This is a genomic window from Streptomyces sp. WAC07094 (assembly GCF_036320405.1).
GTDB lineage: Bacteria > Actinomycetota > Actinomycetes > Streptomycetales > Streptomycetaceae > Streptomyces > Streptomyces lannensis.
Genome location: NZ_JAVMJZ010000001.1, coordinates 4785494 through 4797931, shown reverse-complemented (window position 1 = coordinate 4797931; position 12438 = coordinate 4785494). Strand labels below are relative to the sequence as shown.

Annotated in this window: 14 protein-coding genes, 1 tRNA gene and 1 pseudogene; 6 read left to right on the top strand and 10 right to left on the bottom strand. The window is 70.7% G+C overall.

The window, feature by feature from the left end; translation table 11 throughout:
• Positions 1-41 precede the first annotated feature (41 nt).
• Positions 42-686, bottom strand: a complete 645-nt coding sequence (locus RCR19_RS21275) for a TetR/AcrR family transcriptional regulator (protein ID WP_059130636.1) — start codon at positions 684-686, stop codon at positions 42-44.
• Between the two features lie 362 nt (positions 687-1048).
• Here RCR19_RS21275 and RCR19_RS21270 point away from each other — a divergent pair, with 362 nt between their 5' ends.
• From RCR19_RS21270 to RCR19_RS21245, 6 genes and pseudogenes are all read left to right on the top strand, one after another.
• Positions 1049-2320, top strand: a complete 1272-nt coding sequence (locus RCR19_RS21270) for a M6 family metalloprotease domain-containing protein (RefSeq protein ID WP_331266572.1) — start codon at positions 1049-1051, stop codon at positions 2318-2320.
• 87 nt (positions 2321-2407) lie between these two features.
• Positions 2408-4075, top strand: coding sequence for an IclR family transcriptional regulator C-terminal domain-containing protein (locus RCR19_RS21265; RefSeq protein WP_331266571.1), 1668 nt, complete (start codon positions 2408-2410; stop codon positions 4073-4075).
• Between the two features lie 605 nt (positions 4076-4680).
• Positions 4681-4847, top strand: a pseudogene (locus RCR19_RS21260) (NADP-dependent oxidoreductase); the annotation flags it as partial.
• A gap of 68 nt (positions 4848-4915) precedes the next feature.
• Positions 4916-5410 (top strand): cupin domain-containing protein, encoded by a 495-nt coding sequence (locus RCR19_RS21255; RefSeq protein WP_331266570.1) that lies wholly within the window; start codon positions 4916-4918, stop codon positions 5408-5410.
• Between the two features lie 483 nt (positions 5411-5893).
• Positions 5894-5969, top strand: a tRNA-Arg gene (locus tag RCR19_RS21250).
• 85 nt (positions 5970-6054) lie between these two features.
• Positions 6055-6561, top strand: a complete 507-nt coding sequence (locus tag RCR19_RS21245; protein ID WP_331266569.1) for a hypothetical protein — start codon at positions 6055-6057, stop codon at positions 6559-6561.
• A gap of 68 nt (positions 6562-6629) precedes the next feature.
• Here RCR19_RS21245 and RCR19_RS21240 read toward each other — a convergent pair whose 3' ends face one another.
• The 9 genes from RCR19_RS21240 to RCR19_RS21200 all read right to left on the bottom strand — a co-directional run bounded on the left by RCR19_RS21240 (position 6630) and on the right by RCR19_RS21200 (position 12438).
• Positions 6630-7778, bottom strand: a complete 1149-nt coding sequence (locus RCR19_RS21240; RefSeq protein ID WP_331266568.1) for a site-specific integrase — start codon at positions 7776-7778, stop codon at positions 6630-6632.
• A complete protein-coding gene (locus tag RCR19_RS21235) occupies positions 7778-7966 on the bottom strand; it encodes a helix-turn-helix domain-containing protein (protein WP_331266567.1) in 189 nt (62 codons plus the stop codon). The genes RCR19_RS21240 and RCR19_RS21235 overlap by 1 nt, the downstream gene beginning before the upstream one ends.
• On the bottom strand, positions 7963-9342 hold the full coding sequence (gene repSA, locus RCR19_RS21230; protein WP_331266566.1) for a replication initiator protein RepSA: 1380 nt from the start codon (positions 9340-9342) through the stop codon (positions 7963-7965). The genes RCR19_RS21235 and repSA overlap by 4 nt, the downstream gene beginning before the upstream one ends.
• A complete protein-coding gene (locus tag RCR19_RS21225) occupies positions 9335-9520 on the bottom strand; it encodes a hypothetical protein (RefSeq protein WP_331266565.1) in 186 nt (61 codons plus the stop codon). Before RCR19_RS21225 ends, repSA begins: the two co-directional genes overlap by 8 nt.
• A 92-nt stretch (positions 9521-9612) precedes the next feature.
• Positions 9613-9930 (bottom strand): SpdD-like protein, encoded by a 318-nt coding sequence (locus RCR19_RS21220; protein ID WP_331266564.1) that lies wholly within the window; start codon positions 9928-9930, stop codon positions 9613-9615.
• Between the two features lie 23 nt (positions 9931-9953).
• Positions 9954-10109 (bottom strand): hypothetical protein, encoded by a 156-nt coding sequence (locus RCR19_RS21215; protein WP_331266563.1) that lies wholly within the window; start codon positions 10107-10109, stop codon positions 9954-9956.
• Positions 10110-10123: 14 nt separating this feature from the next.
• Positions 10124-10315, bottom strand: a complete 192-nt coding sequence (locus RCR19_RS21210; RefSeq protein WP_331266562.1) for a mobile element transfer protein — start codon at positions 10313-10315, stop codon at positions 10124-10126.
• A 23-nt stretch (positions 10316-10338) separates the two neighbouring features.
• The gene (locus RCR19_RS21205) at positions 10339-11001 is read right to left on the bottom strand and encodes a DUF2637 domain-containing protein (protein WP_331266561.1); all 663 of its coding nucleotides are present in this window, start codon (positions 10999-11001) and stop codon (positions 10339-10341) included.
• 81 nt (positions 11002-11082) lie between these two features.
• Positions 11083-12438 carry an FtsK/SpoIIIE domain-containing protein gene (locus tag RCR19_RS21200; protein WP_331266560.1) on the bottom strand — a complete coding sequence of 452 codons (1356 nt, stop codon included), beginning with the start codon at positions 12436-12438 and terminating at the stop codon, positions 11083-11085.

The window sequence follows — 12438 nt, the reverse complement described above, 5'->3', positions numbered from 1 at the left end:
CTGGTGTCGTGCGGACGGGCGGCGCCCGTTGAACTCGTCGCTCAGGACTGGCGCAGATCCTCCATGGTCGCGGCCGTACCCGGCAGTTCGGAGCGGGCCGGAGCCCGCAGACCGTCCAGGAACAGCTGCAGATGGCGGTGGACGAAGCGGTCGAGGCTCACACAGCCGGTGCCGGCCGGAGGCCTGCTCAGCTGTGCGACGGCGATCATCAGATCCCCGACGCCGATGTCGGGGCGGAGCTGCCCGGCCGCGCGGGCGCGGTCCATGAGCTCGACGATCAGTCGCTCGACCCGTTCACGTGCCGCTTCCAGATCGGGGTGGTGCTCGTCGAACGCGCTGGCCGCCATCGGACACAGCGCGCTGATCCGTTCGTCGGCGGCAGCGTGCACGAAGTGCGACAGCGCCTCGAAGGCATCGCCGCTCTCGGCGAGGGCCCGTTCGGCGTCCTCGGCCGTTCGATCCATGACCCAACAGACGACCTCGCGGGCGAGTGCGTCACGGTCGGGGAAGTTGCGGTACACCGTGGCATTGCCGACCCCGGCCCTGCGGGCGATCTCGTCGAACGGCACCTCGGGGCCGAACTCGACGAACATCTCCCGGGCCGCGGTGACGATCCGCTCCCGGTTGCGCAGAGCATCGGCACGCGGCCGGGTCACTCGGCGCGGCACTGGGGGCGCGGTCTGCACGGCGTACTCCTCGGGTGGAGTGGAAACGCGTTCCGGGGACTGGGTCCCCGTTTCGCTCGGACACAGGTCTAAACGGGGAATCGGTCCCCGGTTATTTCCCGCCCCGGCCCGGATTTTCTGTGACGTGGGACACACGCCTCACCCGGTCGGTGGAACGGCGGCCCGGGCGCCGCACCGGCCCGTCCGCGCCGGCCGCCGACGCCCTCGCACACCCCTCCCGCAGCCGTCGCACCGTCACCCCTCCCGCACCCCTGAACCCTCGTTCGGGCTGCCCCAGCGCGCGCCCGAACTCCCCTCGGCACAGGGTGAGCGCAAGGGTGCAGTCGGTGACGGGCGGCTGCCTTGCAGCGAGGGGTCACCGCATGCAGTTGTCCCGCCGCCGGATACGCTCCCGCCGCGTCGCCTCGCTGGCCTCGGTCGCCGTTCTGACACTCGCGGTCTCCACCTCCGCCGGCACCGGACACCTCATCACCGGCTCCACGACACCGGGACCCGTCGCACCGGCCCGCGAAGCACTGCGCGCCTGCATGATCCACGGCAGCAGCAGCGTCCAGATGCCGGAGGGCATCCCGACCCCCGCCGGGTACGTCCGCTCCACCGGCACCGTCCACGCCCTGAACCTGATGGTCGACTTCTCCGACGCTCCCGGGCAGGGCGGCGCGATGGACCGGTTCGGGGAGTTCTTCCCGCAGACCCGGAAGTGGTTCACGACCAGCTCCTACGGCCGGCTCGACTACCGCCCCGAGGCCCCGATACAGCACTGGCTGCGGATGCCCAAGCCCTTCTCGGCGTACGGTCTGGAGCGCGGAGCCCCCTTCGACCCCGGCTACCGCCGGCTGGTGCAGGACATCGTGGCCGCCGCCGACCCCGAGGTGGACTTCCGCCGCTACGACCTGCTGAACGTACTCGTGACGCCGAACGCGGGCCCCTCGGCCCTGGACACGGTCCTGTCGGTGACCTTCGCCGGCAACACCGACGCCCCCATAGCCGACGGCGTGCCGCTGTCCAACGCGTCCTTCATCTACAGCCGCCAGGACGACGGCTCGGGCTCCTACGCCCGGACCGGCTACCGGGTCCTGCCGCACGAGAACAGCCACACCTTCGGCCTGCCCGACCTCTACACCCAGGAGGGCGGGGCGGCCGTCGGCCACTGGGACATCATGAGCGAGGACTGGGGTGCCGACAACGACCTGCTGGCCTGGCACAAGTGGAAGCTGGGCTGGCTCGCGGACTCCCAGGTCAGCTGCGTCAGCACCCGCGGCACCAGCGAGTACACGCTGACCCCGCTGGGCCTCGCGGGCGGCCGCAAACTGGTCTTCGTACCGATCAGCTCCAGAGCCGGATTCGCCCTCGAACTGCGCACCCGCGCGGGCAACGACGCGACGATGTGCCGGCCCGGCATCCTCGTCTACCGCGTCGACGCCGACGTCGACACCGGCAACGGGCCCATCACCGTCCACGACGCCCAGCCCGACAGCGGCGGCTGCACCCACAGCCCCAACGTCCAGGCCGAAATGTCCGACGCCACCTTCCTCCCCGGTCAGAGCTTCACGGACCCGAAGACGGGGATCGTGGTCACCGTCCTTGACCGTGACGATTCCGGGAACTTCCGCGTCCGCGTGACACGCCGGTGAGCGATCCCCGGACATCCCGGGGCGCGGTGCGGCGCACGGCGCGGGCATACCCGGCGCAGGCGGCCTGACCGGCATTACCGTGACCTCATGCGCCCGAACGCCATGCCCGCCCAGGACTCGGCCGCCCCCGCCGAAGCCGTCACGCCCCTGATGCGAGGGCTCACCGTGCTGCGGCGGCTCACCGACACGGACGGCAGCTGCAGCCTCAGCGCTCTGGAGCGGGCCAGTGGGCTCGCCCGGTCCACGGTCGACCGGATCACGGCGACGCTGGCCCGCATGGGCTATGTACGACTCGACGGCCGGGACGCCGTCGTCGCGCCACGGCTGATGGAACTGGGCAATGCCTACCTGGCTGCGCTGCGGCTGCCGAAACTGCTGGATCCGCACGCGGACGCGCTCGCCGACGATCTCGACGAATCGGTGTCGCTCGCCGTCGCCGACCGGGACGGCATCCGCTTCATCCACCAGGCGACCCGCCGCCGCGCGATGTCCCTGAGCTTCCGCATCGGAGATCTGCTGCCCGCGGAGCGGACCGCCCCCGGACCGCTGTTCGCCACGGAGTGGGACGAGGCGGACTGGAAGCGCTGGCACGAGCGGCGGGCCGCGGACCCCGAGGACCGCGGCTTCCCCGCCGTGCCGCTGCGCAGCCGCCCACTGCCCGGGTCCGGCGGCAGCGCCCTCGGCGACGATTTCGAGGAGCGCACCCGGCAGGCCCGCGACCAGGGCTGGGCGCTGGACGACCAGCTGATCGAGCCGGGTCTGGTGGCGCTCGCCATGCCCGTCAGGAAGGCGGACGGCCGGATCGCATGTGTGGTCAGCGTGGTCAGTCATACGAGCCGCCACTCCGCGGACGATCTGCACGGGACTCTGCTGCCCCGGCTGAGCTCGGCGGTGGCGGCGATGGAACGGGAGCTGCACGAGGCGCCGCCCGCCGCCCCCGACGCGCCGTCCGGACTCGCGACCTGGACCGGGGCGTCCAAGCAGGAGCTCGGACGGGAGTTCGTGGAGTCGCTGGCCCGCGGACTGACGGTGATCACGTCCTTCGGCGAAGGGCGCGCCGAACTGACGCTCACCGAGGTGGCCGAGGCGACGGGGCTGGCGCGGGCGACGGCACGGCGGGCGCTGATCACACTGGAGCACCTCGGATACGTCACCGCGCACGACCGCGTCTTCCGGCTCACCCCGCACGTCCTGGGCCTCGGCTACCCCTCCCTTTCCCGGGTCACGCTGCCGGACATCGCGGCCCCCCATCTGGCGGCCCTGTCCGAGCAGGTGCTCGAGTCGACCTCGCTGGCGGTACTGGCGGGCGACGAGATCCAGTACACGGCCCGGGTCGCGCCCAGTCGCATCATGAGTGTCAACTTCACGGTCGGCACCCGGCTGCCGGCGTATCCGACGTCACTGGGCCGGGTGATGCTGGCGGACCAGACGGAACCGAAGCTGCCCGAGGTGACCTCCCTGACGTCGCGCACGGTCACGGACCCGGACGAACTGAGGGCGGCGCTCGACCGCGTCCGGCGCGAGGGATACGCCCTGGTCGACGAGGAGTTGGAGGAAGGCCTGCGGTCGATCGCGGTGCCGTTGCGGGACCGCGGGGGCAAAGTGGTCGCCGCGGTGAACATCGCCATGCACAGCAGCCGCCGCACGATCGAGGAGTGCGTGGCCGAGCTGCTGCCGGAACTGCGCGCGACGGCGGCACGGATCGAGGCGGACCTGCATGTGGCGGGGCGATTCAGGAAGGTGCCGAGCATCTGACGACGCTCCTGCCGGCGATCCGTACGGCCGCACCGGTGATCACCGTACCTCGCACACCTGTCTCCGCCTGGGGTCGAGCCCCGGGCCCGCCGTCAGTTGCTGCTCGACCGGGACGAGTTGCCGTCCGGCACACGACGCACGCGTGCGTATGACGCCCGGTCCGGCGACAGTGCCGAGCGGCACCGACGTGCGCTCGGCGGGCGACGAGCACCGGGCATCACCCGTTCGCGTTCTCCCGGACGACGAGCCGAGACGGCCGGTGGGGCGGGTTGCATCACCGGGGTGACGACGGCTCCTGAGCCCTGCCGGACCTTCCGCGGAGCGGTCACGCGTTCCGCAGATGCCGGACGTGTGCGCGCCGCTGAAGCTGCGGGCTCGCCGGTGTCGTGATCCCATGAACGCCGGGAGCGCACGGCACATACGCCGCGGTCGATGCCGTGCTCACGGATGCCGAAGTCACCTGTACCGGTTTCTTGCCGACCACGCTCCACCACACGGCCGTTCGCGGGAGCGAGTCCGCCCGTGCGAGGCGCCCGTGCGAGGCGCCCGCGCGGGACCGCACGCGTCCACCCGCTTCCGATCCCGCGACGACGGGAGAACCTGTCATGCAAGCCGTCACCGTTCGAGACCGTGAGGCCGGTGCCGCCGGACAGTCCTCGACGGAGCTGCCCCACCCCCCACTGGCCGAGAACGATGTCGCCGTACGGGTACACGCCACGGGGTTCACCCGAGGAGAGCTGGAGTGGACCGGCCGGGGGCCCGGACCGATCGGACCGCGCGGCCAGGGACTGAAGAAGAGGGCGGACGAGGTCGGACGAGAACAGAAGAAGGAGAGCAATCATGATCGGAATGCGGATCACAGGAGGCGTTCTGGCTGCCGGGATAGCGGCCACGGCCATCGTGTGCTCCACCGCGGCAGACCGTGCCCCGGCACCTCAGGCGGCGCCGGCCGCCGCCGTGGCCTCTCCGCGCCCGACCGAGACGCTGACGCCCGTACTCGAACTACCGCTGACGAACGTGGCGGGCAAGACGTTCACCTCGGCGATCGTGGACTTCCCGCCCGGTTCACACGCCCTGCCGCATCGGCACGGCGCGGCCTTCGTCTACGCGTATGTGCTCCAGGGCACGGTACGCAGCCGGCTTGCCGGGGAGCAGGCGCACGAGTACCACCAGGGCCAGTACTGGGTCGAACCGCCGGGCGCCCACCATGTACTCACGGAGAACACAAGCTCGACCAAGCCGGCGAAACTGCTGGTCATCTTCATCTCCAACACGGGAGACAAACTCAAGACCGAGGACGCCCCGACCCAGGGCACGAGCTCCACGCGGGGCTGACCGCGGGTCGTCCTGTTGCGTGCGGCTCGGGGCCGGTGCGGTTGTGGATGCGGATGCACCTGGCCGAGCAGGCCCTGTACTGAGACGGTGCCGCAGGCCACCTGCCCGTGCCGGATCGGCCGGCTGACTGGCATCACCGGAGTCCGAACACTCCCTGCGCCGTCGAAACCCGGCACCTCCCCGCCCTCGACTTCGTCCCCGCACACCACGCGAGAGGCCACCCGAAGGCAGCGCGGAGCAGCCGGTCCGCCGGCCGGCACGGCCCGACCGCCGCGACTCGGCTCCCCGACACCAGCGCCCGCCAGAGCCCTGATCCGGTACGCTGTGGATCGAGCGCCCCGGCAGGGCGCTGCGGCGTGTCACGCGGCTCCCCGCGCTCCCCACCGCAGCAGCCTTCCCCAGGTCGTTCAGGGCTTGACCGGAAAACCTGACCGCGACCCGTACACCGAGCGGCGGGCAGGATTCCACCCAGGCCGCGCTTTGGCCTTCGTAGCTCAGGGGATAGAGCACCGCTCTCCTAAAGCGGGTGTCGCAGGTTCGAATCCTGCCGGGGGCACCAGCCGAAAGGCCCCGGACCGATCATGGTCCGGGGCCTTTGACATCCACTTTTGACATCAACGGGGACGGGACGGAGCGCATCCGGCGTGACAAGAGATGAGGCTCTCGACCGGTTGAGGCAACTCGCACGAGCTCAGGCATTCGGACATCACGTCGGCTCGGACCGCCTCATCCAGGCCGGCCTCGACGCTCTTCTGGCCGACGTCGATGCCCCGTCGCTTGCCCTCCTCGCCGGCCTGGGCCGCCGTGAGGAGCATGAGGCACGGGAGTTGTTCGATCACGTCAAGGACGAGCTGGGACTGGGATTCGAGGTGCCGGCGGACCCGATCGCTGCCAGGTGGGCCTTGGCCTACTGGCTGGCCGCTCAGATCGTCGACGGCTCCTTGGACCCGGCGATCGGTGCCGGCCTCATATGGGTCGAAGCAGCGATGGAACTCGGCTATCCGGATGGCTTGCACCCGATCGTTCACTGTGCCATTGAGCTGGACGACTGGGACGCCAATTGGAGCACTCCGCTAGAGCAGCTCAAGGAAGAAGTCCTTGTCGCCGCCCGCGCGCTCATCGAAAGCGGCGGACCCGAGTCCGCTCTCTGAAGACCAGGAAGCCCCAAGACTGTGACGTCCTGGGGCTCCGCGTCTCGGATAGAGGGGGACGGCTGTGGTCAGCCTGGGCCGGGACGCCTCTTCAACAGCTTGTCCATGTGACTCATGGCCTCGCGCTGGGTGTCCTGCACGACGTGCGTGTATACGTCCATGGTGATGCTGATCTGCGAGTGCCCGAGGATCTCCATCACGACGCGGGGCGCGACTCCGGCCGCCGTGAGCAGGGTGGCGGTGCCGTGCCGAGCGTCATGCAGCCGGATCACGCGAAGGCCGGCGGACTTGGCGACTCGGGTGAAGGAGCGATAGACGTTCCGCGGCTCGACCTGGCGCCCGGTGCGGGTCGTGAAGACGTAGCCCGACTCGTGCCACTGCTCCCCCGCCTTGACCCGCGCGGCCGACTGACGCATCCGGTGCCAGCGCAGCGGGGCGATGCAGAGCGCGGGCAACGGGACGACGCGGCGACGACGGCTCTTGGGATCGTCGTCATAGAGGACGCCGCGACGGCGTTGAGTCTGCTGTCGGACGTAGAGGACGCGGTTGTCCAGGTCGAGGTCCGACCAGCGGAGACCGATGATCTCGCCCCGTCGCAGCCCCATGCCGATGGCGAGCACGAAGGCCGCATAGAGCGGATCGCGGCGAGAGGCCGCGAGGAAGTCCAGCGTCTCGTCCAACGTCCAGGGGCCCAGCTCCTTGTTGGCCGTCCGGGGCGGCTCGACGAGCTTGGCGACGTTGCGCACGATCAGCTCTTCACGGCAGGCCGAGGACAGAGCGGAACGCAGCACGCGGTGAGACTCCTTGGCCGTCGCCGCCGTGGTGTCCTTCTCCATCCGAATGAGGAAGCGACGGACGTCCGCGACGCCGAAGGATTCGAGCCGCTTCGAGCCGAGCAGCGGCAGGAGGTAGAGCCGGACGTGTGCCTCGTACTTGTCGTACGTGCTGAGTTTCCGCCGAGGCTTGATCAGGTTGTCCAGCCAGTACGGCAGCACGGCAGCCACTCGGAGAGCTTGGCGCACGGGCACGCTCTGGTCGACCTTGGCAAGGAGCTCCCGTCGCTTGGTGTCGCACTCGGCCCACGTCTTGCCGTAGGCGAACTTGCGGGCGCGGGTGCCGTCCGGCTGGAGGACGTAGACCGCGCATTGATAGCGGCCGTCCTTGCGCTTGGTGATCGTGCCCGCCCCGTTGGGGTTGCGCTTGCGCTGACCAGCCATCAGGCGGCCTCCTCGATCTGGCCGAGGATGAAGTCTCGTACAGCGTCGGCCGGGATACGGCGGGCGCCGTCAATCTTGATCGATATCAGACGGTGCGAGCGGATCAGGTCGTAGACCTTCGAGCGTCCGAGCTTGAGCCGTGCCATGACGTCCGGCACAGTCAGCAGCTCAGCGGTGGCAGTGGTCATGCTGCGGCTCCTTCCTGGGCGAGTTGGTCGCGTAGGGCTTCGCGTGCGGTGTCGCGATTGAGCTGAAGGTCGCGGGCAATCGATGCCGCGAGGGCGGATTCGCCGGGTGTGTGGCCATGGCCGGCGTACTGCCAGTCGGCAAGGACGAGGACGGTGTCGGGCTCGCGGTCCTCGAGGCCGAGGGCTTCGCGTTCCTGTGCGGCGCGGAAGTCGGCGCGGGCCTGGCGGAGCTCCCCGAGGGTGGTGGAGTAGCGGCGGGACTTCGAGGAGAAGTGGCCGCGGAAGCCGAGCATGTGAGCCCAGGCCCACAGCCGCCGTTCCGGGTAGAGCGGGTCGAGGTGCTTGCAGGCTTCGATGAGGCGGCGGGTGTGGTCGGGGACCTGGTGGCGGTCGAGTTCGGCGAGTTCGCCGATGCGACGGTCGAGGCTTCCGGTGTTCTCGGCCGCCTTGGTGGCGTACTTGGCGACGTAGGAGGCGACGGCCTGTTCGGTGATGTCGGAGCCGTTCCCGAACGCCTTCACCGGGCGGACGTCGAGCTGGCTGCCCCACCGGAAGGTACGGGCGGGCTCGTCCTCGGCGGCCGGGACGGTGACCGAGGTGTAGGAGTGCGCCGCGGCGGCGCGGATCGCGTCGGTGAGGAGTTCGACCGTTGCCCAAGCCGGGGACGGAGTGTCCGGTCCGTCGGGGCCATCAATGCGGATGACAGCGTGGAAGTGCACAGCGCCGCGTTTCTGGAACTCGGCGACCTTGCCGTACGACAGGCGGGCGTGGTCGGGGAGTTCGCTGCGGGTGAGTCCGGCGCGGGCAGCGATCTCGCGGCGCAGGCGGGTAGTGAACCTCATCCACAGCTGCCCGGCGTGGTTGTTGAAGAGGACGGCGCCCGTGTAGTCGTACGTGGCCGGGTCCAGGGCCGTGCCGAGTGCGGAGTCGTCGGGGATATGGCGAGTACCGCAGCGGCAGACGCCACGATCGGTCCGGTTGTGGACGGGGCCGAAGGACGGAGCCGTGAGGGTGGCGAAGACGCGGGGGTGGTCGCGGACCGTGGCGGGGATGTTGCGGCGGTCGTCTCCAGCCAGGCCCGCGCGGATGAGGTGATAGGTGTCCCCCGAGTACGTCCAGGCGCAAGCCGGGCAGCGGGAGGCGCGGCGGTTGCCGCAGGCGATCCGGAGGCGTCCGCCGGGCTCGTTCTCGGTGCTGTAGTGGTGCAGGGTCTCGCCGGTGGCCTTGTCCTTGTGGAGGGTCCAGCCGGTCAGGTGGATGGGGTCGGCGCAGCCGCCGGTGCGGCGGATCTGCTCTTCCCAGCGGTGGTAGTCGTCGGCCGAGGCCACCCTCAGCAGGTCGCCGAGGGTGGTCGGGTCGAGCAGCTGCTCAGGCACGGGCACCCTCCCGGTTGCGGCGGGTGGGGGCAATACCGGTGCCGTGGCAGGCCGGGCAGTGGGCGGTGATGATGCGCAGCTGCCCGCGGGCGTTGCGGCCGCCGAGGGTGATGGCAGCGGAGGCGAAGCCGTCGCAGTTGGGGCAGACGCGGGGCGGGGGCGTAGTGCAGTCGGTCATGCTGAGGGGTCCTTCCGGTTCTGCGGGATCGGATGGGGGCGTGGCTCCCGGGCGGTGGATGCTTGGCGGTATCGAGGCCGCCCGGGGGCCGGTCAGTGCCGTTTGACGTCGGCGGTGATCAGGGAGCGGATGACCAGGGCGCAGATGGCGAGCGAGGCGCCGGTGATGGCTACCGCGAGGAGCATGGAGACGAGGACGGCGCCGACGACCAGGACCACGGCCGTGCCACCGCCCACAAGCGCGAGCACAGCGCCCGGGGTGAGCTGGACGGTCGGCCGGGCAGAGGCCGGGGCGACCGGTGTGGGAGCGGGCGCCGCCGGGTGTTGCACGACGGTGGTGGGCTCGATGACGGTGCGCGGGGTGACGATGCTGGTGGGCATGGGGTTGGTCGGGACTTTGGGTCGGAGCATGGTCGATCTCCTTTCGGTGGGTGTTACTTGAGGAAGGTGTCGATGGCGGGGGCGAGGACGCTGTCGGCGAGGAGGAAGCCGCCGAGGAGGAGTACGGCGACGAGCCAGGCGGGTGGGCGGGTGAGCTTGACGCCGAGGTAGCCGACGACGATCAGGGCGAGCCAGAGCGGAACCTGCACGGCGGTGGTCTCCTTCAGCGGGCGTGGCAGCGGTGGGTGCGGGCGGCGAGCTGGGCTGCGGAGGAGCTGGCGTAGTCGGCGGACCAGCCGCACCGGTCGTTGGTGCACACGGCGGCGTGTTTGGTCTGGCCGTTGCGGTCGCGGTGAGTGCCGATCTGCACCGGCCCGATCCGCATCACGGAATGGAAGTGGTCGCGAGCAGGCATGACGAGGGGTTCTCCTCTCGGAGTTAGGTGAGTTGGGCGGCGATGGCGTCGGCCAGCTGGGGTGGGACGCCGAGGCGGGCGCGTAGGGTGTCGGTGTCGATCGGGGTGCCGGTGCGGGCCTGGTGGTCGTCGGCGACCTTGCGCGCGTGCTCGATGAGCACGGCCGGAACCCCGGGCGCCGGGTCGGCGGCCGGAAGGGCCGGGGCCTGCTCGACCGATACGGGCTCGGGCTCTGGAGCGCTGATGGGCTCGGGCTCCGGGTCGGGCTCGATATGGGGTACGGGGTCCGGGGCTGTGGGTGCCGGCGGATGCGGCTCCTGGTGTCCACCGGAGTGGGCGAGGAGGGTGCCGCCGAGGAAGGCGAGGGCGGGCCATCCGGCGATGCCGAGGCGGAGCAGGGCGGGCGGGTTGGCCAGGTCGAGGAATCCGGCGGTGGCGATGTTGGCGCCGAGCGAGGCGAACAGGGCGATCACGAACCAGCACCAGGCCAACCGGGACGGCCCATCGCTGCGGAGGCGTCGCCAGGCGGCGACCAGGAGCAGGTCGACGCTGACCGGGTAGGCCCAGGCCTTCCATCCGTCCTGTCCGGCAGCGGCGGCCAGGTCGTGCAGGTGGGCGAAGGACAGCGCCCCGGCGATGACGGCCTGGATCAGCACGGCGTCGATGCGGAGAGCGGGGCGGCTCATCGTTGGCTCCTTCCTGTTCAGGCATGGAGGGGGTAGGGACCTGGCGCGAAGACGGTCACGCCGACCGGAGGGCGGGGAGGGTCAGGCCGTTGCTGGGGCGGCCTTGGTCAGCGGCACGGGGGCCGCGGGGGTGCCGGGCAGGGTGGGCCGGAAGGGGGCCAGTTCGGGCAGGTCCGGGGTCCGGTCGGCGTGCCGGTTGCAGACGTTGACGGCCTGACGCAGCGTTGTGTGGGGGGCGCGGATGCGGTGCCAGCCTCCGGTGGAGTCGCCCGCGACGGCGACGCCGCGCATCTCGGCAGGGATCTGGATGGCGGCCAGGACGGCGTCCGGGTTGATGTCGCCGAAGGCCATGTTGGCGCTGGTTTCGTCGTTGACGCGGTGTGCGGTGCGGCCGGTGAGCTGGGCGCGGAGCATGGTGATGCCCTTGCCGAGTTCGGAGCCGAAGCGCTGCCCGCAGATCTCCAGGTAGATGCCGGCCGCACGGCCGAGCTGGGCGAGGCGGACCAGGGCGGTGACGATACGGTCCCGGCGCTTCTCCTCCTCCTTGCTGGCGAACAGGGCGAGTTCGGCGACCTCATCCACCAGCACCACGATCGGGGTCGGGCGTAGGTGGTCGGGCAGGTCCCAGATGTCGGCGGCGATCTCCGCGTCCGGAACGTCGGCGGTGATCCGCTGTTCGGCGCGGATGAGCTGGTACACCTCCCCCATGCGGGCCACGAGGGCGTCCAGCAGTTCGGCGGCGGTGTCGGGGTTGTCGGCCAGGGCGGAGAACCGGCGGGCCAGCGGGAACAGTTCCACACCCTGCTTGCAGTCGATCCCCACCAGGGCGACGTCCATGGGGGCGAGTCCGGCGACGAGGTTGCGTTGGTAGACGGACTTGCCGGACTCGGTGGCGCCCAGGGTGAGGGCGTGGGGTATCGCCCGGTAGTCGCGGTAGTGGACCGAGCCGTCCTCCCGCAAAGCGACCGCCACCCGCATCGGACGGGTATCAGTCTGGGCGGGCATCTGGACTCGCTTGAGGACGTCGTAGCCGGTCATCCGCACCTCCACCACACCCGAGCGCAGCTCCCGCGAGGTGACGCCGTACATGGAGAAGGAGTGCCGCAGCCGGTCGGATGCGGCAGCGACATCAAAGGCGTCCTGCCCGGGCCGCAGCTTCAACCTGAGAACCAGGCCGGTGCGGGTCGGGCGCAGCAGCAGGATGCGCGGCGGGCGGGACTCAGGGGCGGGCCGGTTGGTGGCCCGGGCTAACGCCAGCCGCCACCGCGACGGAGGAACGGTCAGCCCGCAAGCGTCCATGACCGTGGCGTAGCGGACCAGGACCCGCAGGCTCGCGAGGGTGACGCCGAAGGTCAGCCAGTACCAGGCGGGGCGCCGCCACCGCAGGAGACCCGCAGCGGCGACGACCAGCACCAGCGTGACCGTGAACCCGGTCAT